The organism is Bombella pollinis (assembly GCF_026385485.1).
Classification (GTDB): Bacteria; Pseudomonadota; Alphaproteobacteria; order Acetobacterales; family Acetobacteraceae; genus Bombella; species Bombella pollinis.
On the sequence record NZ_JANIDX010000006.1, the window covers coordinates 100,312 to 125,057 of the forward strand.

General features: G+C 54.5%; 17 protein-coding genes. 7 read left to right on the forward strand and 10 right to left on the reverse strand.

From position 1 onward, the window contains the following. Positions 1 to 108: 108 nt before the first annotated feature. Genes NQF89_RS07185 through NQF89_RS07195 form a run of 3 tightly spaced genes read right to left on the reverse strand, consistent with a single transcriptional unit; the run spans position 109 to position 7,781 of the window. Positions 109 to 3,390: an efflux RND transporter permease subunit gene (locus NQF89_RS07185; protein ID WP_266137857.1), complete on the reverse strand. Its 3,282-nt coding sequence runs from the start codon at positions 3,388 to 3,390 to the stop codon at positions 109 to 111. Continuing rightward, positions 3,387 to 6,575: an efflux RND transporter permease subunit gene (locus NQF89_RS07190; protein ID WP_266137858.1), complete on the reverse strand. Its 3,189-nt coding sequence runs from the start codon at positions 6,573 to 6,575 to the stop codon at positions 3,387 to 3,389. The genes NQF89_RS07185 and NQF89_RS07190 overlap by 4 nt, the downstream gene beginning before the upstream one ends. 24 nt (positions 6,576 to 6,599) lie before the next feature. Beyond that, positions 6,600 to 7,781 carry an efflux RND transporter periplasmic adaptor subunit gene (locus tag NQF89_RS07195; RefSeq protein WP_155573621.1) on the reverse strand — a complete coding sequence of 394 codons (1,182 nt, stop codon included), beginning with the start codon at positions 7,779 to 7,781 and terminating at the stop codon, positions 6,600 to 6,602. 287 nt (positions 7,782 to 8,068) lie between these two features. Here NQF89_RS07195 and NQF89_RS07200 point away from each other — a divergent pair, with 287 nt between their 5' ends. The 4 genes from NQF89_RS07200 (at position 8,069) to NQF89_RS07215 (ending at position 10,973) form a co-directional block, all read left to right on the forward strand. Next, positions 8,069 to 8,356: a CsbD family protein gene (locus NQF89_RS07200; RefSeq protein ID WP_155573620.1), complete on the forward strand. Its 288-nt coding sequence runs from the start codon at positions 8,069 to 8,071 to the stop codon at positions 8,354 to 8,356. A 28-nt stretch (positions 8,357 to 8,384) separates the two neighbouring features. Further along, positions 8,385 to 9,116 carry a DUF4339 domain-containing protein gene (locus tag NQF89_RS07205; protein ID WP_266137859.1) on the forward strand — a complete coding sequence of 244 codons (732 nt, stop codon included), beginning with the start codon at positions 8,385 to 8,387 and terminating at the stop codon, positions 9,114 to 9,116. A 139-nt stretch (positions 9,117 to 9,255) separates the two neighbouring features. After that, entirely contained in the window at positions 9,256 to 9,891 is a 636-nt protein-coding gene (locus NQF89_RS07210) for a ribonuclease HII (protein ID WP_099026807.1), read from the forward strand. Next, the gene (locus NQF89_RS07215) at positions 9,888 to 10,973 is read left to right on the forward strand and encodes a site-specific DNA-methyltransferase (protein ID WP_099026806.1); all 1,086 of its coding nucleotides are present in this window, start codon (positions 9,888 to 9,890) and stop codon (positions 10,971 to 10,973) included. The genes NQF89_RS07210 and NQF89_RS07215 overlap by 4 nt, the downstream gene beginning before the upstream one ends. 277 nt (positions 10,974 to 11,250) lie before the next feature. Here NQF89_RS07215 and NQF89_RS07220 read toward each other — a convergent pair whose 3' ends face one another. From NQF89_RS07220 to NQF89_RS07240, 5 genes are all read right to left on the reverse strand, one after another. After that, complete coding sequence (locus NQF89_RS07220; protein WP_230873305.1) at positions 11,251 to 11,976, reverse strand: ankyrin repeat domain-containing protein; 726 nt, start codon at positions 11,974 to 11,976, stop codon at positions 11,251 to 11,253. A gap of 119 nt (positions 11,977 to 12,095) precedes the next feature. Beyond that, positions 12,096 to 14,201 (reverse strand): glutamine amidotransferase, encoded by a 2,106-nt coding sequence (locus NQF89_RS07225; protein ID WP_266137860.1) that lies wholly within the window; start codon positions 14,199 to 14,201, stop codon positions 12,096 to 12,098. Beyond that, positions 14,198 to 16,972 (reverse strand): DUF4159 domain-containing protein, encoded by a 2,775-nt coding sequence (locus NQF89_RS07230; RefSeq protein WP_266137861.1) that lies wholly within the window; start codon positions 16,970 to 16,972, stop codon positions 14,198 to 14,200. The genes NQF89_RS07225 and NQF89_RS07230 overlap by 4 nt, the downstream gene beginning before the upstream one ends. Beyond that, entirely contained in the window at positions 16,969 to 17,883 is a 915-nt protein-coding gene (locus tag NQF89_RS07235; RefSeq protein ID WP_266137862.1) for a DUF58 domain-containing protein, read from the reverse strand. The genes NQF89_RS07230 and NQF89_RS07235 overlap by 4 nt, the downstream gene beginning before the upstream one ends. A 29-nt stretch (positions 17,884 to 17,912) precedes the next feature. Further along, complete coding sequence (locus NQF89_RS07240; RefSeq protein ID WP_407652359.1) at positions 17,913 to 18,950, reverse strand: AAA family ATPase; 1,038 nt, start codon at positions 18,948 to 18,950, stop codon at positions 17,913 to 17,915. A gap of 134 nt (positions 18,951 to 19,084) precedes the next feature. On the opposite strand from NQF89_RS07240, the gene NQF89_RS07245 reads away from it, so the two are divergent. The 3 genes from NQF89_RS07245 to NQF89_RS07255 are packed head-to-tail and all read left to right on the forward strand — an operon-like array spanning position 19,085 to position 22,710. After that, a complete protein-coding gene (locus NQF89_RS07245; protein WP_155579538.1) occupies positions 19,085 to 19,696 on the forward strand; it encodes a DUF1285 domain-containing protein in 612 nt (203 codons plus the stop codon). Then, positions 19,687 to 20,916: a CCA tRNA nucleotidyltransferase gene (locus NQF89_RS07250; protein WP_155579537.1), complete on the forward strand. Its 1,230-nt coding sequence runs from the start codon at positions 19,687 to 19,689 to the stop codon at positions 20,914 to 20,916. The genes NQF89_RS07245 and NQF89_RS07250 overlap by 10 nt, the downstream gene beginning before the upstream one ends. A 21-nt stretch (positions 20,917 to 20,937) precedes the next feature. Next, the gene (locus tag NQF89_RS07255; RefSeq protein ID WP_266137863.1) at positions 20,938 to 22,710 is read left to right on the forward strand and encodes an ABC transporter ATP-binding protein; all 1,773 of its coding nucleotides are present in this window, start codon (positions 20,938 to 20,940) and stop codon (positions 22,708 to 22,710) included. Here the strand turns inward: NQF89_RS07255 and NQF89_RS07260 are convergent. Then, a complete protein-coding gene (locus NQF89_RS07260) occupies positions 22,689 to 23,186 on the reverse strand; it encodes an RNA pyrophosphohydrolase (RefSeq protein ID WP_266106960.1) in 498 nt (165 codons plus the stop codon). The genes NQF89_RS07255 and NQF89_RS07260 overlap by 22 nt on opposite strands. Then, positions 23,179 to 24,699 (reverse strand): S41 family peptidase, encoded by a 1,521-nt coding sequence (locus tag NQF89_RS07265; protein WP_266137864.1) that lies wholly within the window; start codon positions 24,697 to 24,699, stop codon positions 23,179 to 23,181. Before NQF89_RS07265 ends, NQF89_RS07260 begins: the two co-directional genes overlap by 8 nt. Positions 24,700 to 24,746: the final 47 nt, after the last annotated feature.

Genomic DNA, 24,746 nt, shown 5'->3' on the forward strand with positions numbered 1-24,746 from the left:
GACGAAACAAGCAGCGATATAATGAGACATGCTATACCAGCAGAGGCTTGCATAAAGGTAGTCATTACTTTTTTAGATTTGTAAAATCTACAGCCATATCACTGCGTGTTAGTCGGCTTTGGGGGAATGGTGAGGCATCCAAGAGCGCATGTGTTGGCTTAGTCTGTCTAGGGAGAGATAAGCTACGGGGGTGGTGTATAGGGTCAGGAGTTGGCTTAGGCAGAGGCCACCGAGAATAGCGAGGCCGAGCGGTTTACGCATCTCGCTCCCATAATCCCCGCCGATGAGCAATGGGACAGCCCCTAAAGCCGCGGCGAAGGTTGTCATCAAAATAGGGCGGAAGCGTAACCGGCTTGCGGTCATGATGGCTTCTTGTGCGGATTTGCCATGCTGGCGGGCTTGGATGGCAAAGTCGATCAGCATAATGGCGTTCTTTTTCACAATGCCGATGAGCAAAATAACACCGATGAGGGTGAGGAGGGAGAAAGGCTGGCCAAAGAGGGTAACAGCCAATAAGGCTCCTACGCCGGCTGAAGGAAGGGTGGAGAGGATTGTTAGCGGGTGGACTAAGCTTTCATATAAAATACCGAGGACGACATAAACGGCTATTAACGCGGCGAGAATTAGGAGCGGCTCTCGGCTTACAGATTTTTGCAAACTGGCTGCATTGCCAGCGAAGCCACCTTGAATCTCGCGTGGGAGATGGAGTTGCACCATGGCTTGGTTAATTGCGGTAATGGCGTCCCCTAAAGCGGCACCGGGGGCGAGGTTGAAGGATAGAGTTGTCGCGACAAACTGGCCTTGATGATTAACAGCGAGGGGGTCATTGACCTGTTTTAAGGGGCCAAGCAGAGGAAGGGGGACCATAGTCTCACTGCGTGTTGTAACGGCAGAGCCATTAGAGGCGGACTTACCTCCTGCAAGGGCATTAGCAACAGAGTTTAGATAAGAGAGCTGCCCTTCGGAGAGTGATGCGCTGGAGGTGTCATGCGCACGGACACGGATATTATTGGTGGCATAAGCCCCGTTGGCTGTACCGCCTGTTACACTCACCCGCATTTGCGTGAGGAAGTGCGGGTCGGACCAGAAGATGGGTGCGGCCTCCATAATGACGCGATATTGATTTAATGGCTCATAAATCACAGAGGCTGCGCGTTGGCCAAAAGCGTCATAAAGCGCGTTGCTGGCGAGCTGCGGGGTAATGTTATAGCGGGCTTCTACATCGCGTGTGAGGGCGAGGGTGATGCCACGGCCGCCTTGCTCCATATCAGAGGTTACATCAGTGAGCATAGGCAAGTGTGAGAGGGCTTCAACCACGCGTGGGGTCCATTGGTAAAGCTCCTCGGCAGAGTTGCCCTGTAAGCTATATTGATACGCCCCATCAGTTGAGCGCGCGCCCCCGCCGATGAGGCTCGGTAGGCGGAGGCGGAGGGATAGCCCGGCTTGGTGAGAAAAAAGATGGTTCAAGCGATTAATCGTGACAGAGATATCATCCTTGCGTTCTCCCTTCGGCTTGAGGGTGATGAACATATTGACCGAATTAGAGGAGCGTTTGCCTAACCCCCCAATCGCACTGATGACATCAGGGTCTTGGGCGAGGCGTTTTTCGGCCCTAATGGTGAGGGCCTGCAACGCATGGAAGGAAATATCCTGGTCTGCCACAAGCCGCCCCATAATCATACTCTGGTCCTGCTGGGGGAAGAGCTCCTTGGGCAGGGAGGTAAAGAGCCAACCGGCGAGGAGGAGGCTGAGCGGTAGGGAGAGGAGGACGAGTTTTGGATGGGCCATCACAGCGTAGAGCGAGCGCATATAGCCTACGGTGAGGCGTTGGAAGCCATAATCCAGCTTATGGCTACACCATTTTAGGCTGGTGCGGATTATCCCTGTGGAGGTGCGCGCCTGTTTATGCTCTTGCAGAGCGAGAAGCTGAGCACTGAGCATGGGGGCTAAGGTTAGGGATAACACCATCGAGACACAAAGTGCGATGATGATTGTCATGGCAAATTCATGAAAGAAAAGGCCAGAAACCCCTTCCATCAGCAAGATGGGGAGAAAAACGACAATCAGCGATAAAGTGATGGACATGACGGTAAAGACGACCTCCCCCGTGCCGTCTATGGCCGCTTTATAGGCAGATTTTCCCATTTCCTGATGGCGTGTGATGTTCTCCAACACCACAATGGCATCATCCACAACAAAGCCTGTGACGATGGTGAGAGCCATTAGCGACATCACATCAAGCTGATAGCCTAGCAGCTTCATAAAGGCGAATGTGGTGATGATGGAAGCGGGGACGACAAGCGCAGGGATGAGGACAGCTACCCCATCGCGTAGGAAGAAAAGAACGACCAGAACCACTAACCCCACAGCGAGGATGAGGGTCCGTTGTGTATCAGCCAGTGAGGCGCGAATGGTGACGGAGCGGTCAAGCTGGAGGTCCAAACGTGTATTACCCGGCAAAGCTGTGCGGAGGAGCGGCAAACGTGCTTTTAGCCCGTCGGTCGTTTGGATGATGTTAGCCCCACTTTGGGGATAAACGGTGCAGATAATATCTGGCTGACCATTTACATAACCTGCTTGGCGGAGGTCTTCCGCACTATCAACGACATCAGCGACATCGGAGAGGCGGACAGGTTGGTTATTGCGATAGGCGATGATGAGGGAGCGATAGGCACTTGCTTGTGTGGCTTGGTCATTCGTAGCGAGGATGAAACGCTGATTATGGCTCTCGATAAAACCTTTGGGCGTATGGGCGTTAGCAGAGGTTAGAGCGGCGCGAATATCCTCAAACCCAATCCCATAGCGGAAGAGCCGTAACGGATTAACCTCCACACGGACAGCGGGTAAGGCACTGCCGCGAATATCGACATTGCCAACACCCTCTACTTGGCTAAGGCCGGGGAGGACGATGTTATTGGCGAAATCATAAAGCTGCTGAGGGGTACGGGTTGAGGAGGTGAGCGTAAGGACCATGATAGGCGGCCCATTCGCATTGGCCTTCATATAGCTAGGGTCGCTGCGGAGGGTTGTAGGCAAGTCTTGCCGTGCAGCGCGGAGGGCTGATTGGACATCGCGCGCGGCCCCATTAATATCGCGTGAGAGGTCAAATTGGAGGAGGATGCGGGTTTGATTAACGGTGGATTGGGAGGTCATTTCCCGCACCCCCGCAATGGCCCCCAAATGACGCTCTAAAGGCTCGGCGATGGTGCTAGCAATTTCAGACGGGGAGCCGCCGGGCTGGTTGGCAATCACCATCACCACAGGGTAATCGACATCGGGTAAGTCCGAGATGGGAAGATAATGATAGCCAAGGCAGCCTGCAAGAATCATCGCCAGCGTCATGAGGAGCGTGCCGACGGGGCGACTGACAAAGAGGCGAATTAACCTCACGGGGTTTGCGCAGGATGTTCAGATTTATGGAGGTATTTTTGGACAACCCCTCGCACCTTCAAGCTACAAGTGTTCATAAAGAGATAAATCACCGGCGTGGTAAAGAGCGTCAGCAGTTGGGAGAGCATCAATCCAAAGACAATTGCCACGCCCAGCGGGCGGCGTAATTCCGTCCCTGTGCCGCTGCTGAGGAGGAGGGGGAGTGCCCCAAAAAGGGCGGCGAGTGTTGTCATCAAAATCGGGCGGAAGCGGAGCAAAGCGGCTTGGCGTATGGCCTCAATGGGGGGGAGGTTATCTTGTCGCTCCGCTTGGAGGGCGAAGTCGATCATCATAATCGCGTTTTTCTTGACGATGCCGATGAGCAGCACAATGCCGATAATGCCCATAATATCCAAGGGCATCCCAAAGCCATAAAGCCCTAGGAACGCCCCAATCGCAGCGGAGGGGAGGGTAGAGAGAATGGTGATAGGGTGAATGAAGCTCTCATACAGCACGCCTAGCACGATATAGACCGCTACAATCGCAGCAATGACGAGGCCGAGCTCATTGCCCAGTGCATTTTTAAAAGCAGCAGCCGTGCCTTGGAAAGCGGTTTGGAAGGTGCCGGGGAGGCCAATCTTCTGGCGGATATGCTCAATGGCGGTTGTGGCCTCTCCCAGCGCATGATGTGGCGCGAGATTGAAAGAAATTGTCGTGGCGGGGAATTGCCCATAATGCGTGATGAGCAAAGGCGAGGTCAGCCGGCTTAGGCTGGTGACTTGCAAGAGCGGTACTAACCCAGAGGTCGGCTGGCGTGTTGGTCCGCTCGTGCTGCCTCCTGCCTCGGAGGCGATACCCGGTAGATAAAGCTGGGAGAGAGAGCGTTGGCTCTGTTGGAAGCGCGGGTCAGCCTCCAAAATGACACGATATTGGTTGGATTGTGTGTAGATGGTGGAAACCTGCCGTTGGCCAAAACTATCATAAAGCAAATTATCGACCGTCTGTGGGGTGATGGAATAACGCGCCCCATTGGTACGGTCCAGCGTAAGCATAGCCGTTAGACCATCCGCTTGGAGGTCGGAGGTCACATCATTGAGGGAAGGCTCATGCTTGAGGGCGTCAAGAAAACGCGGCACCCAGAGGGAGAAATCGTCATAATCGGGTGTTTCAAGCATGAATTGATATTGCATGGCTGAGACGGATGTCTCCAGCGAGAGGTCTTGGACGGGCTGGGTGTAAAGATGCGTGCCGGGGAGGGCGCGTGCTGCGGCATTAAGCCGGGCTTGTATGGCATCAAGGGAGCTTTCTCGTTTTTCTTTGGGCTTTAGATTAATGAGAAACCGGCCGGAATTGAGGGTCATATTTTGCCCATCAATCCCGATAAAGGAGGAGAGGCTCACCACATCAGGGTCTTGGAGGATGAGCCGTCCGAGTTCAGCTTGCCGTGTTTTCATGCCCTCAAAAGATATATTAGCCGGCATGACGGAAATCCCCTGTATGACACCGCTATCTTGGGAGGGGAAAAAGCCTTTCGGTATGCCCCATGCGAGCAGACCGGTCATGAGAATACTCGCTACGGCGACAATGAGGGTTAATGGTTGGTGGCGAAAGACAATCTCTAAGCCGCGATCATATTGGGTGATGAGCCAGTCCATCATCTCTTGCATGAAGTCGGCAAAGCGTGTGAGCCAATGTACTCTCTCCTGTGGCGTGCTGTTGGGTTTGTGGCGTTCACTTAGCATACGCGCGCACATCATCGGCACGAGGGTGATGGAGATAAGAGCCGAGAGGGAGATAGTGATGGCCAAGGTCATCGCGAATTCATGGAAGAGACGCCCCACCACATCGCTCATAAAAAGCAGCGGGATAAGCACAGCAATTAGTGAGACTGTGAGTGAGATGATGGTAAAGCCAATCTCTTTGGCCCCTTTAAGGGCGGCTGTATAACGGTCCTCGCCTGCTTCTACAAAGCGGGAGATATTTTCAATCACCACAATGGCATCATCCACCACAAAGCCGGAGGCAATGGTAAGGGACATAAGGGAGAGATTATCCAGCGAGAAGCCCAGCAAATACATTGCCGAGAGTGTCCCAATTAGCGAGAGAGGGACAGAAAGGCCGGGGATGATGGTCGCAGGGATATTGCAAAGAAAGACAAAAATCACCCCCACAACGAGTAGCATCGCCAAGATAAGCTCTAGCCCAACATCATGAACAGAGGCGCGGATGGTGGTGGTACGGTCTGTTAAGGGGACAATATCAATCCCCGGTGGGAGGTCTTGTTGTAAGCGGGGGAGAATGGCGCGTACATTATCAGCCACGGCAATCACATTCGCGCCGGGTTGGCGTTGAATATTGAGGATAAGAGCCGGGGTTTTATTAGCCCATGCCGCAAGCTGGTTATTTTCGGCCCCCTCCACAACGCGCCCAACATCTCGTAAGCGGATAGGCCCGTTATTTTGATACGCAATGACCTGATTCATAAGTTGTTCAACGGATTGTATTTGCCCATCAATGCGGAGCGAGGTCGCATGATGGGGGCCATCGAACGTCCCTGTAGGGGAGTTGACATTCACCGTGCCGATGATGGTGCGGACAGTATCTAGCGCGATGCCGTATGAGGTAAGCTTAGGGATGTTGATTTGTATGCGATAAGCCTTGCGGTTCCCCCCGGAGAGGGTCACCAACCCCACACCGGAGATTTGGCTTATCTTTTGCTCTAAGCGTGTGTTGACGTAATCTTCCACCTCCGGTAGCGGCAAGGTGCGGGAGGTGATGCCGAGCGTCATGATGGGTGTATCAGCGGGGTTGACCTTGGCGTAAATCGGCGGGGCGGGGAGGTCATTAGGCAGGAGAGAGCCAGCATTATTGATGGCGGCTTGCACTTCTTGCTCGGCAATATCCATCTTCATGTCTAAGCCGAAGCGCAATGTGATGACAGAGGCCCCCCCAGAGGATTGGGAGGTCATTTGGTCTAACCCAGCCATCTGCCCTAATTGTGTCTCTAGCGGGGCTGTGACAGAGGTACTCATCACATCAGGGCTGGCACCGGGGTAGAAGGTCGAAACGGTGATGGTAGGGTATTCGACCTCTGGCAAAGCGGAGAGGGGGAGGAAATGATACCCTAATAACCCAGCCAGCATAATGCCCAGCATAAGCAAGCTGGTCGCAACGGGGCGTTCGATAAAGAGACGAGAAGGATTCACAGGCTCACAAGCTCAAACGGAGTATTAAGGGTGTGTGGTTGTTGCGTCAGCAGGGCCAGCGGCGATGGTAACTTTACTGCCGGGGCGGAGGTGATTAATCCCATCAGTGACGATGCGGTCTCCCTCTGCCACGCCAGAGAGGATGACGCTGTTATTATCATCACTCTGGCCTAGTTTTACAGGGTGGACAGCGGCCGTCATATCTTTCTCAATGACATAAACAAATTGTCCATCCGGCCCGGTTTGGACGGCATTGCTTGGCACAAGTAATGCGTTTTGGATGGTCTGCACTAAGAGATGTGCATTGACGAACTCATTAGGAAAGAGGCGTTCATCCTCATTGGGGAAGATACCACGTAACCGCACCGTCCCTGTTGAGGTATCAATTTGGCTATCCAGCGCGTTAACCGTCCCTGTGGCAAGCTTATGGGTGTTATCGCTACTCCATGCCTCCACAGTGAGGGAGGGATGGCTATTAAGCTGTTCTTGGACCTCAGGTAAGTTATTTTGTGGTAATGTAAAAATGACGGAAATAGGTTGCATCTGGGTAAGGGTCGTCAGACCACCAGATTGGCCTACTGTGACATAATTGCCAATGTCTAAGGCACGAATACCCACGCGCCCATCCACAGGGGCCGTAATGTGGCAATACATCAGATTAAGCTCTGCATTACGGACATTTGCTTCATCAAAAGCGACCTGACCTTCTAGCTGCTCGACAGTAAACTCTTGGTCGCGCGCTAACATAGCGGAGGTGGAGTTCTGTTTAATCAAACGCTGATAACGGCCACTATCGACACGCGCTTTAGCAAGCTGGGCGCGGTCAGCCGCAAGGGTACCCTGATATTGATGCAATGTTGCTTCATAAGGGCGTGGGTCGATGAGTTCTAGCACATCACCACGGTGAACATGCTGCCCTTCTTGATAATATACGGCCAAGATATGGCCACTAACGCGTGGGGTAATGGTAACATTTGCAACAGGGACGACTGTCCCTAAAAGTTGTAAAACGATGGGCATATTAGCCCGGTGTGCCGCTGCAACAGCTACAGCGGGGGGAGTATCACCATGACGATGCGCGCCATTATGGCTTGCGCTATGTAGTCGCCAAGCGATGATGAGGATAGCAAGGAGAGATGCCCCGGCGATCCACCATTTTTTCCCTTTTGGGGTGGGGGGAGTATGGGAGGAAGGGGCGGGGCTCATAATCAGGAAACTCTCTTGATGGTGAGGGTTATTAGCGGCGCGTTGTTATGCCAGAAAATATGGCATGAGATAGACAAATAATAGCGGTTTTATCAACAAAGTGCACCTTAACATTCTGTATTTAATTTATAAAAATACAGCCTCTACCCTTTAAGGGTAGAGCATTCCCCCTCTTGAAGAATGGGCGAGGGAACCGCATATCAGCAAGCGTAGCGGCTTTCATGTGCGTATGGGCTTGCTACAGATTTATTGATTCACAGCGCATTGCGTTGATGGGAGAGACGGACATGGTTGATACTACCGCTATGAAGGGTGAGGGCTTCGTACAAGAGGCTAAAGGGCGTGTCAAAGATGCGTTTGGTGCAGTCTCTGGTGATGCAGCAATGCAGGCTGGTGGCAAGATTGACCAGTTGAGTGGCCGTGCAAAGCATGAATTTGCTGATTTGTACGATGCTAATGAGAGCCGGATTGAGGCCGCAACAAGCTTCATTCAAGAGCGTCCCTTTGTCGCTTTGGGGATTATCACGCTTGTTGGGTTGGTTTTGGGCCGTCTTCTGTTTAAAAAGCGCGGTTAAGTAAAGTAACGGAGGGTCAGAGAGGGTTATGCAGTGGTATTATGAGCGTGATGGTCAGCAGGCTGGGCCGGTGTCACAGGCCGAACTCATCCGGTTGATGATTCAGCGCGTTATCACCCCGCAAACCCTCGTCTGGCACCCGGCTTTTGGCAATGAGTGGCGGCCTGCAAGTAAGGCAGGGTTGCCTGTGTCTAGTGGGGATGTAAAGATATTTACTCTCGCTTTAGGTGGGCCGAAGCCTGCTACCACTATAGCTGCTGGTACGGGAGGGAAGCTGGGCAAGGTGCCTTTTTTATGGGCGTGGATGTTGCTTCTACCAGAAGTTGTGAATGTGACTCTGCTGTTTGCAGGGCAAATATTGCATTGGGCGGTTGATTTGGGGAGTGCCCTAACAGGGGTATCCATAAGTGCTATTTTGTTCCTCGCCCTCATACAGGATAGAAAGACCCTTATCTTGGCTGGGGTTACGCCGCCTTCCTTTTGGTGGGGGCTCTTCTTTGTGCCCGGCTATTTTTGGTGCCGTTGGAAGTCTGTTCGGCGTGGGCTTATTTTGCTCATCCTTTCTGGGCTGTTGACGGCGGGGGAAGTGGCTATTCTGGCCACTAACCCGCCGCCGGGCTTCCCTCATCTTTCTTTTCAGGTGCAGAGCGTAAAACCCTCAGCAGAGCATAGCACCATGGGGCAAAAATCTGCTTCCTCTAACCCGGATAATACCAGCCCCGCTCAGGCCGCCCCGCAAGAAGGAGATGTGCAGCTTTAGGCGGTATTGCCTTATAAAAAGGCATTATTTTCTCTCTTGACTCATTTTTTTTAAAAAGGGGCTTTCTTTCCGACTCGGAGTGATTCAAAATCGGCACGGATGAATGACGTGTCGAATGAAGCGAGTGGAAAGGGCCTTCATGCCAGATTACAGCCTAGAAGACCAATATGAAGGGCTTGTCGCAGGCGTGGATGAAGTCGGGCGTGGTCCGCTGGCAGGGCCTGTGGTCGCTGCTGCGGTTGTGTTTCTCACGCGGCCTTCTGCACCATTGGCGGGTCTGTTGGATGATTCCAAAAAACTGACAATAGCACGGCGGGAGAAGGCTTATGCCGCTTTGGTGGCGGAGCCAAGCGTTTGTGCGGCTGTTAGTGCGGCCTCGGTGCAGGAGATTGACCGGCTCAATATTGGTCAGGCGTGTCATTTAGCGATGCAGCGCGCGATGAGCCGCCTTGCCGTAAAGCTGGGCCAATGGCCTGCTATGGCCTTGATAGACGGCAACCGCGCGCCTGCCTTACCTTGTCGGGTAGAGACGGTTGTTAAAGGTGATAGTAAGAGCCTCTCCATTGCTGCGGCGTCTATTGTGGCCAAAGTGGTGCGAGACCGGCTTATGGCCCGTTTAGCCACACGTCATACAGCCTATGGATGGGAGCGTAATGCCGGGTATGGCACGGCTCTCCACCTTGCAGGATTGCACGAGGATGGGGTGACCCTCCACCATAGGCGTAGTTTTGCCCCCATAAAACATATGATTGCAGCAAAGGTTCACGCAGCATGAAAGCGGATATGCCCCTTAACCGGATTTTACGTGGGGAATGTGTGGAGGTGATGAAAACCCTCCCTGATGCGAGTGTGAATTGTGTCTTTGCAGACCCACCCTATAACCTCCAATTACGTGGGGAGTTGCGCCGCCCAGATGAAAGTGTGGTGGATGGCGTTGATGATGATTGGGATAAGTTTACAGGGTATGAAGCCTATGATGACTTTACCCGCGCATGGTTAAGCGAGGCGCGCCGTCTGCTCCATAAGGATGGCACCATTTGGGTGATTGGCTCTTATCACAATATTTTTCGCCTTGGGGCGATTATGCAGGATTTGGGGTTCTGGATCCTCAATGACATTATCTGGCGTAAGTCGAACCCCATGCCTAATTTTCGGGGGCGGCGTTTTACTAATGCGCATGAGACCTTAATTTGGGCAGCACGCGGGCCGGAGAGCAAATATCGCTTTAATTATCAAGCCATGAAGGCTCTGAATGAGGACCTTCAAATGCGCTCGGATTGGTATCTTCCCTTATGTACTGGTAATGAGCGGCTTAAAAATGAGCATGGGTTAAAGCTTCACCCCACGCAAAAGCCGGAGAGCTTGCTGCATCGGACACTCCTTGCAGCAACAATGGCTAAAGATGTTGTGTTGGACCCTTTTTGTGGGACGGGGACAACCCCAGCTGTGGCTAAGAAGTTAGGGCGGCGTTATGTCGCGATTGAGCGTCATCCCGACTATATTAAAGCCGCAGAAGCACGCTTGGCGGAGATTGAAGCGTTGCCAGCCGAGCAATTGGAGATTACCCCCGCTAAGCGGGAATTGCCGCGTATTCCCTTTGGGTCTTTTGTGGAGAATGGAAGCCTCCCACCGGGTACGGTGGTGTATGACCGCCAAAAACGGCTTAAAGCACGCGTCTCCCCCGATGGGACGTTAGTGTCGGGGCAGCATCGTGGCTCCATTCATAAATTAGGTGCGCTTCTAACGAATGCAGCGTCCTGTAATGGTTGGACCTTTTGGTATTTTGAGCGTGATGGTCAGCTAGTGCCGATTGATGTTTTACGGCAGGAAACGCATGAATTACGCCGCACTGCGTAATTCTGTATATTATGGGGGAGAGCTGAGATGCGTATAATACATGACCCTATGGCCCTTATGATCGCAGCCATAGCTTTGGTGTTTGCTGTGTTATTTCATTTTATAATTATGCGGCCACAAAAGCAGCGTTCTGGCTTTTCTGCCTTTTGCTGGGACGTGGTGATTTTTCTGATTTGTTGGGTGGGTATCGCGCTTATTTATTATAGTGCAATACCCTTGTTGGAGGCATCTGGAGGTTAGCGTTTGGCGCACCTCTCTTCCCCCTTAAAAGAGTTTTTTAGGGGGAAGAAGATGAGGACGCAGCAGCAGATTTATGGGGATGGACTACGTGCCGTACGCGCCGGGCTGTAGCAGGGCGCACGACATGCCGTACGGGTAGAGGGCGCAGGGCAGGGTGTGCCGGCTCGGGGAGAGAGGGGCCATTAAAACCGAGGAAGCCAATCGCGGGGATAGGTTGACCACGATCCTCTATAATACGGGGCGGAGCTTTGGCTGTAATGCCTGCTTGGCCATTAATGGTGATATGCTCACCATTGCTCTCATGGCTAGAGCTGGTGATGAGCTTCCCATCGGGGTTGTAAGTCCGCAAAGAGAGAAGTTGGAACATAATATCATTACGGCCAAGGTCGATTGCGAGATCGAGCGGGGTTTGGTCGAGGACATTACGCGCGTTAATATCAGCTCCACGGCTAAGAGCTTCTTTCGCCCCAATTAAAGAGCCGCGATTAACAGCATCAAAAAGGGCCGCGGTGGGGTTTACATCCATACGGGCGTGGCTGTCATCCCCATCTTCGGCCTCTGCACCGGGGAGAGCAGAAGGTGGGGCGGCGTGGCGTGCTGCTTTACGCGCTTCAGCCTGTTTTTGGGCATTCATGGCATCTTGCTCGGCCTCTGCTTCATCAGCCGATTGGGCATGAGCTGTGTAGGGCACCATAGCCAGTGAGGCAGCAGAAAAACCGAGGGCACAAATGATATGGGGTAGCCAAGAACTCAATGGGCGCATGTTAGGGAATAAAGCCTTCTCTTATACCAGCTACAGGGACGCTGGGCTTATCATGCCAAGCCCTACCGCGCCTTGTCAATTTCATAGATGATGGGCATATCATAGAGGGTGCGTTTTTTCTACCGTCCTTCACGCCACCAGCTTATTCCTACCAAGGTAAGAATGGCTACAAGGAGGAGCCAAGAGGGTAGGTAGGGGGTTGTTGTTGTCTCGGTAGAGAGCTGGATTTGATGTAGCGGCAGCCCTACCCAGCCTGAACCATGAAATGGCCCTGTCTCAGCGACTTGACGGAGTGTTGGTACCCCCTCACGCCCTAGCCAGATAATCCCCCCACCAGATTGACGAACAAGAGGGGTAAGTAAGGTCGCGGTACTGCGGAGGTCTTGGTCCTCTAGCGGGTTGGGCTCTGTTAGGGCCACGGTGGTGTTGAGCGCCCCTTGATGGATGGTCCAGATTTGTCCTGTTTGTTTGGCCGTAGGAGGGATAGCGATGGAGCCAGCCCATAAGCCGCTCTGCTCTGCTGTTGGGGTGAGTGTGATAAGGCTATGACTGCCATCGGGGCTAATAATCTCGGCTTGGGCATTATGGAGTACATCTAGACTGGTACGTTGGATGAAGATCCGACCTTGGCTTATATGGGCTTCAAGCTGGTTTTCTTCCAATTCTGGCTCTTTCATCAGCCAATGGGAGAGGCGGCGGAGGAGCTCTGCTTGCGGGCCGCCGCCTTTTTCCCCACGGGACCAGAGCCATATTTGGTCCGAAAGCAGCATCGCCACGCGGCCTTTATCGCTCTGGTCCAAGACGAGCAAAGGCGCACCGCTTGGTGTGGCTAAGAGCGTGCGGCCTTGTGTTTGGTCAGTGCGTAAAGCGCGGTACCACGGGCCCCATGCGTCCCCCCAGGGGCCGTGTGTGGGTAAGGCCCTTGTGACGGGGTGAGACAGGCCAAGAGCAGTCCGTTTAGGGGAGAAAGGTTGGAGGATAAGGCCATTTTCTGAAGGGATATGGGCAGGCAGGACAGCCCCTACTGGGGTATCTTGCAATGTGCCGGCCTGCGTCATTTCAGGCCCACCGACAACGAGTAGCCCTCCCCCTTGGCGAACATAATGGGCGATATTCTCAAGATAGCTCTCGGGTAGGATATTTTGATTGCTAAAGCCATCTAAGATGATGAGGTCAAAACTGTTGATCTTTTGGGAAAACAGCTCATGGGTGGGAAAGGGGATTAAGGCAAGGTCAGAGAGGGGGGTATCATCGGCTGTATCGGGGGAGCGGAGAATGGTAAAATGGACCAAATCCACCGAAGGGTCGGCTTTTAGCAAGCTCCGCCATACCCGTGCGCCTTGGTTAGGCACGCCTGATACAAGCAGAACACGCAGCCGGTCCCGCACGCCCTGCAAGCGTAGCACGGTGCTGTTATTGCGTAGGGAGGCTTCCCCCGCCAATGGGGAGGCTGTGAGTTCTTTTAAAGTCAGGCCCGCATGGGTGATGGGGATAGCAATATCCACCGCTTGGCCGCTTTGTGTATGCGCGAGGACGGTGGTTCGCCCGTCATCACCATGCTCCAAAATATCAACCGCTTGCCCAGCCATTGTTCCAAGGTCATCGACCTGCACACTGATATGCGCTGTCTGACCAATGATGACATAAGGCGGTGCGCTCAAGATACGTAGGCGGCGGTCTGTTTCCTCCCCCTTTGCAGCAAGGAGGAGATGGAGCGGGATGGTTTGGCCTGTAATGGTTTTGAGCGATGAAGGCAGTTGAGCGGGGACATCATGATCCATCCCATCGGTAAGGAGGAGGATACCAGCAGGGTTGTTGAGGGTCAGGGTGGCACGGTCTATGGCCTCAAATAAGCGTGTGCCTTGCCCATTGCCGCCTGCAACATCAATTTGATGGAGTGTTAACCCATGGAGGGCCTGCCCTTGTGCGAGCAGCTGGCTGCGGGCGCGCTCAATGAGGGCACGGCGCGTCCCAACCTCCATAGAGGGGGAGAGGTCCACCACAAGGAGGGCATCTTGGGGTTGGATTTGTTTATGTGGGTGCGTTTGCTGTGGGTTAGCCAACCATAAAAGGCCGATGATGATAGCCCCAGCGCGCCATAATAGACCACGAGCATGGCGGATGAGGCCATAAAGCCCCATGATGATGCTGAGTCCTGCTACGGTAAGAAGGAGCCAAAGGGGAAGGACAGGCATCCAGATGAGAGATGGTAGAGGGAACATCATGGGGCCTCGCCTTCATCTGTTGGGCCTTCCATTGTGTCATCAGCACTATTTTTGAGGCGTTTGAGCATTTCGGGATAGTGGCGTTGGTCGTTTTTATAATTGCCTGTTAGCGCGTAGATGATGGTGTTGAAGCCAAAGCGATAGGCCAAGGTGCGTTGTGTTTCACTATCGGGAATGACGGCAAAAGGATGTTCGCCATGGCTATCCACCGCCCAAGCATGAGCCCAATCGCCATTACCGATAATAACGGGGCTGACGCTCTCACTCTCATCATTTTCCTCTTGGCGGGCGACATAAACAGTTTGGCCTGCAATCCGTCCGGGGAAGTCATGCAAAAGATAGAATGTGTGGGAGAGTGTATGTTGCTCCCCCAAAGGCATGAGGGGGGGGATAGGCAAACCAGATGTTGCGGCTTTGAGGGCCGAACGGGTGGCGTGGCCATCGCTCCCATCAAGGGGGCTTCCTGCACCCATTTCATCAATTAGAATCATACCATCATGTTGAATATAGTTGCTGAGGGCCTGACGGCCCGCCTCATCAAGTTGCGTGCTGGGGAGGATGGGCCAGTAAAGCAATGGGTAAAAGGCGAGGTCATCACGCCCCGGCACCACCCCGACAGGGCTATCCAAATGGGTGGTGCTGCGTTGGTTGAGAAAGCGCGTTAAGCCTTCTAACCCTTGCTGGACGGCGTCATCTGTTGCGGCATCGCCTGTTTGGATATGCGCAAGGCGAATGGCAAGGGCGGCCGGGGGGACGTTTTGCTCTGTTGGGGGGGCGGCATGGCTTATGGGGGAGAGGCTAGCAATGAGCAGGCTAAGCCCTATGGTAAGAATCGTGCCTCCCCGGCGAGGAAGGCGGAGGATACCGGCGCGGGCGAGGGATAAAAACATATCGAGGAGGAGGAAGCCTATGGCAAGGAGCATCAAACCCGGCCAGAAGGGGCGTTCAACCACGGCACGACCTGCTTGTTGGAGGGAGCCAAGGGCGGGTTCTTCCGCTAGAGGGGGCTGATGGTCTGCTAGATTTAGGGGGTGCCGTTGCGCCGCCCCACCATAGAAGCCAACAGGATGAAGGGCATCGGCGGTTTGTTCTGCCGTAGTGAGGAGAGGGCGGACGGTTGTGGGCGGTGTTATGAGGGTTTTCTCTGCATCTAAAAGCCGCCATGGGGCCAGAGTATCGGCCGAACTATGCGCTGTTGTATCATGATGTTGTATGAAAGGCGTACGCGTGATGAGGCGTTCCATCATCTGCGGGAATAGGCCAGAGAGGGGAAGGCTGGACCAATCCGCTGTCGCGGTGATGTGGAAGAGGATGAGCAGCCCGTTGCCCTCTTGCCGGGCAGTGACGAGGGGGGTGCCGTCTGTCAGCGTGGCCCATACATGGCGGGAGAGGTCATCTGTCGGTTGGGCCAGTAATTGGCGGGATATTGTGGCATCATGCGGGATGGTAAGCCCTGCAAATGGCGTATTGGGGGGAAAAGGTGCCAGTGGTTGAGGGTTCCCCCACGACATGGGGCCGCCGAGTTGACGCATCCCAGAGAGGAGCGGCACAGGTAGGAGGGCCGCCGCATCGCCCTGTATCCCTTGTTGGTTTTGATGAGCGAGGTCTGGCCCTGCAAAGCGGATGAGGATACCGCCCTCCCGCACCCAATGGAGCATATCGTTGAGGGAAGCTTCTGGAAGGCTCCCATCCGTAGCGATGATGATGGTGGGATGTTGGGGGAGGAGGCTATCGACTGTCCCTTCTTGGTACGGGGTGATGTCGTGGAGGGCATGTTCTAGGTAAAAGCTGCCCCCTGTTAAGGGGCGGTCATCCCCATTGAGATGCAATAAGCCGACCCGTCTTTGGGCGGCTGTGCCGGGGAGCAGAACCATCCCCGCCGGGCCTGCAATAGCCGGGAGAGAGAGCGCATCATAGGCTATATTATGTGGTAGTTGTGTGTTGAAGGGCCGAGGCGTGTTGGTGGGGATAAGCGTACTGGCTTGGAGGGCAAAATGCCCGTTGGGGGTGAGCTTCATGCCCATTAAATGGAGCATTTGTGGCGGGCAGCTGGGTAAAGTTTCGGCGAGGATTGTGGTGGGGGTGCCATGTTGGAGGGAGAGGCGTGTTAGCGCACAACGGGGCCAGCGTATATCATGACGGGACGCCGCATCTTGTAAGGCTGTGCGTAAGGCGTCATCGCCCGGTTGGGCTAAGCCATCGGAGAGAAGCATAACGCTTGCTGTACGCAGGATGTCGTGCATCGCTGGGTTTTGTAACTGCCGAGCCAGAGCGAGCCGGTCACTAGGCCATAGCTGTGGCTTTAGGGTGGCTAAGCTTTGTTTAAGGGAGGCTGGGCTACTAGGATGGAGCGGGCTTGGCATATGCCCATCAGCCTCCGGTGCACTGAGGAAGAGCGTAATCCTCCCCCCAGCGCGTAATGTTGCTTCCCCTAAAGCGAGGGCTTGCTCTGTACGCTCTGCCCAATGTGTTGTAGCGGCCCAGCCATTATCAAGAATGAGTATGAGGTTATGGGGCACATGGCTGGAGCGCGGCGGAATATAAAGCGGGCGGCTAAAGGCAAGGATGAGTAGTGCCAAAGCTGCCAAGCGGAGCAAGAGCAGCCAGAGCGGCGTATGAGCGGCATTCTGCCGGGTTGTGGTTAATTGACGCAGCAGAATCAGGGAGGGGAAGCGTTGCTCACGCGGTTGGGGAGGGATAGCCCGGACGAGCCACCATACCCCCGGTAGAATGAGCAAAAAGAGCAGAAGATAGGGGGAGAGAAGGGTCATGCGCGCCCCCGGAGGAAGTGATGACATTCAGCCAAGACCGGGCGGGCAGGCTGGCTTGTGATATGGAAGCGGAAGAAGGACCGTGCCCCCCCAAAGCCTTGTTGAAGCTGCGCGAAATGCGCCTTCAAGCGTGTCTGATACGCATCATGAAGGCTCTCAGTGGCGGGGAGGGTGAGGTTAGGCTCTGCCTCGCAGCTGGTAAAGCGGATGGAGCCGTGGAAGGGGATTCGTTCCTCTTGTGGGTCTAAGATGGCCAGTAGGGCAGTTGGGCCGGGATGGGTAGCTAAAGCGGTGAGGCATTGGTCCATCATGGCATTATCCCATAAAAAATCACTCACCAAGAGCAGTGGTGCATGGGGGGGCAGGCCCGCAAAGGAGGGGAATGTCTGCATGGTATCGGCAGGATTATGCGGTGCATGATTTATGAGGTTATGGGCCAGTCTTGGTAAAGCTTGCCGCCCGTTAAAGTGGGATTTTAAGCCGAGGATACCAACATCCTCCCCCCCTAAGAGGGCCGCTTGGCCGAGGGCGAGGGCATCGGTAAGGGCTGTGTTATATTTGCTGGGGAGTGTTTTGGTTGATTGCCAGCGCATGGAGGCTGAAGAATCCACCCATAGGAAAAGCGGGCGCGGGGCATGTTGCTCTTGCTCGCGAACCCATAGGAGGTCTGGCGAAGGGGAGCGGGCAGATTGCTTCCAGTCGATGAGGGAAGCAGGCTCGTTGGGTTGATGGGGGCGGAACTGCCAAAACTCATGCCCATCTCCTGCGCGGCGGTTGCCATGTGGGCCACTACGCAGGCTTTGTGCGAGGGCTTGTGCGGCGATTATCAGCTCCGGCAAGGCCGGCGGTTGAGCCGGTGCGTCTTGCGCCTGAGCGGGCTTAAATAAACGCTGGAAGAATGATGAGGCCATATCCGTACCCAAAACCGCCAAATGATGGCCTAGCGGAGGCGTTTTAGCTGGTCGGCAATCAGGCTTTCAGCCGTTATGCCCTGCGTTTGGGCGGTAAAGCTTATGCCAAGACGATGGGCGAGGCTTGGCTCTGCCACATGGTGGAGGTCCTCCATAGAGGGGGCTAAGCGACCATGCAGCATAGCCCGGGCGCGTGTTGCAATCATCAAAGCCTGTGCGGCACGGGGGCCGGGGCCGTAATCAAGCGCATGGCGGACCTCCTTACTGGCGGTCTCATCTTGGGGGCGGAGGCTGCGCACAAGGGTGAGGATGGCGTCTAGGATGGTCTCTCCAACAGGGAGGGTACGGACCAATTTTTGAGCGGTGATGAGCTCTGAGGCAGAGAAAAGACTCTCGGCAGTTTTATGTGTTGCGCCAGTTGTTTGGAGGAGCATATGACGCTCAGCTTCCCGCGTGGGGAAGGTGAGGGGGATACGCATCATAAACCGGTCGAGCTGCGCTTCTGGCAGGGGGTAGGTGCCTTCTTGCTCAATGGGATTTTGTGTAGCAAGCACATGGAAAGGCTTTGGTAAGGCCCATGTCTTGCCCCCTTGGGTGACGTGCCCTTCTGCCATAGCTTGGAGGAGGGCAGATTGTGTGCGTGGGCTGGCGCGGTTAATCTCATCAGCAAGGACTAATTGGCCAAATAGCGGGCCGGGGAGGAAGCGGAAATGCCGTTGCCCATTTTCATCTTGCTCAAGAATCTCAGCCCCGGTGATGTCTGAGGGCATGAGGTCTGGCGTAAATTGGATGCGGCTATCACCAAGGCCCATAACCCGCGCACAAGTGGTGACAAGCAGTGTTTTCCCAAGGCCCGGTGCCCCCAATAACAAGGCATGACCTGCCCCTAAAAGGGTTGTGAGGACATGGTCGATGACGGTCTCCTGCCCGAGGACGATTCGGCCAATTTCTTGCTGTAGGGCTTTTAGCCGGGGGGAGAGAGCATCAAAATGGCGCATAGTGTCTTCATGATGGGAGAGGTCTTCTTGAGAGGCAGGCTGGGGTGCCGAGGAGGAATGTTGAGTCATGATTCTGTTTTAGAAACGCAGGCTAGGGGGTTTTAACAGGCCAAGTTCATCCCCAACTTTGGGGTGGATAGCCCAAGCTATCATGTAAATGGTTCCTTTAAAACGGACCATCGCAGGAAAGTAGCGAGGATGTTATGAGCATCGAGCCTTATGAGACCTTAGCCCCCTCTCCCATAGGGCTAGATGACGTTGCATTATGTGATGACGAGGCTGCTCTGCCGCATTTGCCCTTTCATATTCAGCGCGATGGAACGTGGTTATATCGGGGGACGCCTATTCGCCGTAAGGCTATGTTATGCTTGTTTGCTTCTTGTTTGGATCGTGACCAGCAAGGTCGCTATTGGCTCCAAACACCAACTGAAGCCGGAATCATTGGGGTGGAGGATGTTCCCTTCCTCGCGGTGGAGTTGGATTTTAAGGGCTGCTCCCAACGTGACCAAACGCTTTGCTTACGGACAAATTTGGATGAGGTCTTTTGTATAGGAGAGGATCATCCTTTGCTGTGTGAGTGGGACCGCCCCGCAGATGTAGCGACCGTTCCCTATATTCATATGCGTGCAGGGACAGGCGGGCAGCCTATCATGGCGCGTATTAGCCGGGCTGTGTTGTTCGAGCTTGCTGCACTTGCCGTACCTGGTTGTGTAGCGGGGGAGCCGTGCTTAGGGGTGTGGAGCCGGGGCATGTTCTTCCCCCTCTCACGCTTGCCGGAGGAAGGATGTGCCGAGGCTGAGGGGGTATGTGGGTGAGTACGTCCCTAAAAGAGGCTGTTGAAAAACTTCCCGGTTATGAGGGGTTAGAGCGTATTTGGGCGGCTATACCACAAACACGGCTTGTGGGGGGCTGTGTGCGGGATGTGCTGTGCGGTCATAATGTGCATGACCTCGACCTCGCCAGCCCTTTACCGCCAGAGGAGGCGCAACAGAGGCTAGAGGCGGCTGGGGCGAAGGTCATTCCCACAGGGTTGGAGCATGGGACCATCACAGCGGTGATAAATCACCGGCCTTATGAGGTGACCACCTTGCGGCGGGATGTCAGCACGGATGGCCGTCATGCTGTTGTGGCATGGACGGATGATTGGCAAGAGGATGCCCAACGGCGTGACTTTACCATCAATGCGTTATCGTTGGACCAAGAAGGCAGGCTTTACGATTATTTCGGCGGGGAAGAGGATTTACGCGCGGGGCGGGTGCGTTTTGTAGGGCGGGCAGCACAACGTATTGAGGAAGATGCTCTACGGTGCTTACGCTTCTTCCGCTTTTTTGCGCGTTATGGGCAAGGCACGCCAGATGAGGAAGCCTGCCAGGCCATCACGCAGCTTAGGGAGAGGATGACCCGTCTTTCTATCGAGCGTGTGGCGATGGAATTATTGAAGATTCTTGCAGGGCCACAGCTCTTGCGCACGATGAAGTTAATGGAACAAACAGGCAGCCTTGCTGTTTTATTGCCTCATCATGCGCCGCTTTCGGCTTTAGAGCGGTTATTAGCGTGCAAGGACCCGGCCGAGCCATTGCACCGCTTAGCTGTGTTGTATCCCCCCGGTGGGGGTGATGGGCAGGGTTTTGATGATATTGGGGCGCATTTAAAGCTCTCTAATGATAATCGCGCCCTTTTAGCCGCTTTTGCACGGCCAGAGCCGTCTTTAGCGGTCACAATGGATGATGATGCGCTAAGGCGGGTGCGGTTTGTACAAGAGTTGCCTATTTTGTTAGGGCGCAGCTGGCTGATACAGGCCCGCCAATTAGGCCGCCCTGATGCTGAATGGAGCATGTTGCGCCATCGTCTGGCAGAGATGGCCCAACCGGTTTTCCCCCTCGCAGGGCGGGATATGATGGCTCTAGGTGTAAAGCCGGGGCCGGAGATGGGGCGGTGGTTAAAGCGCGTGCAACAATGGTGGTTGGAGCAAGGCTGCCGAGCAGATGGGGCGGCTTGTCGGGCGTGGCTTTTGGCGCAACTTCCCCCTTGTTAAAGAGCCTGCTAAGACGGGGGAATGACACATCCCACCGCCAAACAGCCTGACCCTAAAGCACGCGAGGCCAGCCTCTCTCTCATGCGGCGATTATGGCGGGAGGATATTGCTCATAATAAACTCCAGCTTTTAGCGGTGTTGGTGTTGACCCTTGCTATGGCCTTGCTGACAGCGGCTTATCCGCTCGTCATCAAAAAGGCGATTGACATGTTCACCGCGCATGATCGCCGTATTCTCTACCAAATCCCTCTTTTGGTGGTTGTGGTTACGGGGGCGAAGGCTCTTGCCCAATATGGGCAGAATGTATGTGTGCAAACATTAGTGTTGCAGATTGTGCGGCGGTTGCAGGAGCGGATGTTTACCCATGTTCTGGGGGCCGATATTGCACAGATAGAGCAAGACGCCCCCGCCCGTTGGGCAGCACGTTTTACAACAGATGCTTTGGCCATGCGGGAAGCCTTAACACGCTCGGTCAACGCGTTGGGGGATGTGGTGACCATCATCGGGCTTGTTGCCTCGATGATTTGGACGGATTGGGAGTTGAGCGTTATCGCTGTTATCCTCTATCCGCTGGCGATTATCCCGGTGCAGAAATTAGGCCGGCGCGTGCGGCGTGCCTCTGGGGGGATGCAAGAGCAAGTGGGGGATGCTGCTGCCCTTTTGACAGAGAGCCTCTCTCTGGCGCGGCAAATCCGTATTTATCGGATGGAGGGGCATGAGCATCGCCGTATCGGCAAAGCCTTGGACCGGCTGCATGATACATTCCTGCATATTGCGTGTTATCGGGCGCGTCTGGACCCGATGTTGGAGGTTATTGGCGGGGTAGCGATTGCCTTCGTGCTGGGTTTTGCGGGCTGGCGTGCGGCTATGGGTGGGGCCAGTTTGGGCGATTTTACAGCCTTTATCGCGGCGTTATTCGCTGCGTCTCGCCCTTTGCGGGCATTAGGGTCGCTCAATACCTCCATGCAGGAGGGACTAGCGGGGTTAGGGCGTATTTTTGCCGTGTTAGATGAGCCTATCAAGATAAGCGATGCCCCCCATGCGCGTATGTTACCAGAGGGGCCGGGGCATCTCATTTTTAAAGATGTAGCCTATCGTTATGCTGATGGTCATTACGGGGTGCAGCATATCACGTTAGAGATTCAACCGGGTCAAAGCGTAGCTCTTGTAGGGCCAAGCGGGGGGGGGAAGTCCACCATGTTGGCCCTTATCCCGCGGTTATTTGATGTCACAGAAGGGGCTATCACCCTAGAGGGTGTGGATATACGCGGCTTAACTTTGGCTAGCTTGCGGGACCATGTGGGCTATGTCAGCCAAGAGACATCCTTATTTGATATGAGTGTGCGGGAGAACATCCATATCGGCCGCCCGTCTGCCACAAAAGCGGAGCTTGATGCGCTTTGCCAAATAGACGCGTTGGATTTTGTGCACCAGCTTCCCCAAGGGTTAGAGACGGTCATCGGCCCCGGTGGGTTGAGGCTCTCTGGTGGGCAGCGGCAACGTATCATGCTGGCACGGGCTTTGCTGCGTAATCCGCGCTTGCTTTTGCTGGATGAAGCCACAAGCGCGCTGGATTCCGAGAATGAGGCCCGCGTGCAACACGCTTTAGCTCAGCTTCGGCAGGGGCGCACAACGGTGATGGTGGCTCATCGTCTCTCTACCGTGCAAACGGCGGATCTTATCGTGGTGATGGACCAAGGCCGCATCATAGAGCAAGGAACACATACCCAGCTTATGGCTAAAGCCGGACTTTATGCCCGGCTTGTGAAGGCTCAAATGTTAGAAGATGCCTGATAAAGGGCAAGTACATCGGGTAAGAGACGCTCATAAACCTCTTTTTTAAAGCCCAAATTATACTGGCCGCTTAGAATATCCTGCGGGGGCACCCATCGCCATGTGGTGAACTCGACCTCATCAAATGTATCAAGCTTGATGTCGCTGTCTTGCCCGGTAAAGCGGAATAGGAACCATTGCTGCTTTTGCCCTCGATATTGCCCGCCAAGGGCTTTACCGATGAGATGGTCGGGAAGGTCGTAGAGGAGCCAACCATCCCGTTTGCCAAGCATAACGGCCTTATTCGTGCCGATTTCCTCTTTCATTTCGCGCCAAACGGCTGTCTCGGGGCTTTCCCCTTCATCAATCCCCCCTTGGGGGAATTGCCAAATCCCCTCCGCAAGGTCAGCGCGACGGCCCATAAAAATCTCGCCCTTATCGTTAAAAAGGACAATGCCGACATTAGGCCGATAAGCGAGGGCGTCTCTGTTAATCATGATGCTCTTTCCCCGGTTTGGCAGCGTCATTTTTAGCCGTTGGTGTGGCCTCATGCGCTTGAGCAGGCACTTGCGGGTGGGCTAGCAAGCTAGCCTCATGGGCGGCATCGGCCCCGCCAGCCATCGCATTGAGGAGATGTAGGGCTTGCTGAAGCTGGAAGTCCGTCTCTGGTTTTGTGGGGTCAAAACTCGGCCATTTTGCGGGGGGCAGTCGTTCGACTGTCTTCGCAAGGGCGGGGAGGTCCGTACGGGGGGTCTCTTTGGGTAATTTGCCATCTGTGTTGGTGATGGTATGGGCGAGGTCTGCCTCATGGAAGGTGAATAGCGTATCATCATCCCGGCTGGCTAAAACGGGGATATCTGGCGTAATGCCCAACCCCTGAATCGAGCGGCCAGAGGGTGTGTAATAACGCGCTGTTGTCAGGCGGATGGCCCCTTGGTCGGCAATAGGGATGATGGTTTGGACGGAGCCCTTCCCAAAGGTGCGCTCCCCCATGATCATCCCACGATGATGGTCTTTTAACGCCCCAGAGACAATCTCACTGGCTGAGGCCGAGCCTGCATTGGTGAGGACGATAATCGGCAAGCCGTGGGTAATATCTTTACCCACACCATCCCAATGCTGGTTCCCCTCTGGATGGCGGCCACGGATGGAGACAATCTCCCCATCTTTCACAAAATCGCGGGAGACGGCAATGGCTTGGTCGAGCTTCCCACCAGGGTCGGAGCGGAGGTCTAAAATCAGCCCGCTTAGTGTTTTACCGGGTGTTTTAGCAACGGATTGTACGAGCTTTACATAGGCTTTATGGAGCTCTTTTTCCGCATCATCATCAAACTCACTCAAGCGGATATAGCCCACGCGCCCATAAAGAGCAGAGCGGACAATCTGGACATGAATAATCTCTCGCTTAAGGGTGATGGTCTGCACTTTGCCCGTTTTGGGGCGCAAGATGGTGAGGATAATTTGCGTCCCTGGTTTACCGCGCATCTTGCGGACGGCTTGGTCTAAAGTGAGGTCGGCAATGCTTTTATTATCCACCATGGTGATAACATCGCCTGATTGAATCCCCGCCCGTGCTGCAGGTGTATCATCAATGGGGGAGACAACGCGTACATGCCCCGCATCCCCTTGGACTTGCAAGCCGAGGCCGCCAAATTGACCGGACATCTCATCCTGCATGTCTTTAAGCTGCTGTGCATCCATGTAGGAGGAGTGAGGGTCGAGGTTGCTAATCATCCCATCAATGGCATTGCGGATGAGCTTCTTATTCGGCAAAGGGGTGACATATTCGGAATGAGCAATATCCATCACCGTGCCGAGTAAGGTCAGCATACGGACTGTCTCAGCATTGTTGGAATCGCTGTTACTCGCGGCGTTGGAGGCGTCTTTATGGGCACTATCTTCCGCCCATGCAGGGGGAAGTAGGGCTGGACGGCTGGCAAGAAACACGCCAGAGGCAACACCTATTGTCGAACAGGCAAGACCTAGCATAAGGCCAGCACGGAAGTTCATGGTCGGTCTATTCCTTTTAAGTCGTAACGTAACCATCATGTTGGGAC

What these genes read in the sequence shown, in the direction of transcription:
- NQF89_RS07195 (WP_155573621.1), bottom strand. Translation starts at nt 7,781, where the DNA reads ATGAGCCCCGCCCCTTCCTCCCATACTCCCCCCACCCCAAAAGGGAAA.
- NQF89_RS07200 (WP_155573620.1), top strand. Translation starts at nt 8,069, where the DNA reads ATGGTTGATACTACCGCTATGAAGGGTGAGGGCTTCGTACAAGAGGCT.
- NQF89_RS07205 (WP_266137859.1), top strand. Translation starts at nt 8,385, where the DNA reads ATGCAGTGGTATTATGAGCGTGATGGTCAGCAGGCTGGGCCGGTGTCA.
- NQF89_RS07210 (WP_099026807.1), top strand. Translation starts at nt 9,256, where the DNA reads ATGCCAGATTACAGCCTAGAAGACCAATATGAAGGGCTTGTCGCAGGC.
- NQF89_RS07215 (WP_099026806.1), top strand. Translation starts at nt 9,888, where the DNA reads ATGAAAGCGGATATGCCCCTTAACCGGATTTTACGTGGGGAATGTGTG.
- NQF89_RS07220 (WP_230873305.1), bottom strand. Translation starts at nt 11,976, where the DNA reads ATGCGCCCATTGAGTTCTTGGCTACCCCATATCATTTGTGCCCTCGGT.
- NQF89_RS07225 (WP_266137860.1), bottom strand. Translation starts at nt 14,201, where the DNA reads ATGATGTTCCCTCTACCATCTCTCATCTGGATGCCTGTCCTTCCCCTT.
- NQF89_RS07230 (WP_266137861.1), bottom strand. Translation starts at nt 16,972, where the DNA reads ATGACCCTTCTCTCCCCCTATCTTCTGCTCTTTTTGCTCATTCTACCG.
- NQF89_RS07235 (WP_266137862.1), bottom strand. Translation starts at nt 17,883, where the DNA reads ATGGCCTCATCATTCTTCCAGCGTTTATTTAAGCCCGCTCAGGCGCAA.
- NQF89_RS07240 (WP_407652359.1), bottom strand. Translation starts at nt 18,950, where the DNA reads ATGACTCAACATTCCTCCTCGGCACCCCAGCCTGCCTCTCAAGAAGAC.
- NQF89_RS07245 (WP_155579538.1), top strand. Translation starts at nt 19,085, where the DNA reads ATGAGCATCGAGCCTTATGAGACCTTAGCCCCCTCTCCCATAGGGCTA.
- NQF89_RS07250 (WP_155579537.1), top strand. Translation starts at nt 19,687, where the DNA reads ATGTGGGTGAGTACGTCCCTAAAAGAGGCTGTTGAAAAACTTCCCGGT.
- NQF89_RS07255 (WP_266137863.1), top strand. Translation starts at nt 20,938, where the DNA reads ATGACACATCCCACCGCCAAACAGCCTGACCCTAAAGCACGCGAGGCC.
- NQF89_RS07260 (WP_266106960.1), bottom strand. Translation starts at nt 23,186, where the DNA reads ATGATTAACAGAGACGCCCTCGCTTATCGGCCTAATGTCGGCATTGTC.
- NQF89_RS07265 (WP_266137864.1), bottom strand. Translation starts at nt 24,699, where the DNA reads ATGAACTTCCGTGCTGGCCTTATGCTAGGTCTTGCCTGTTCGACAATA.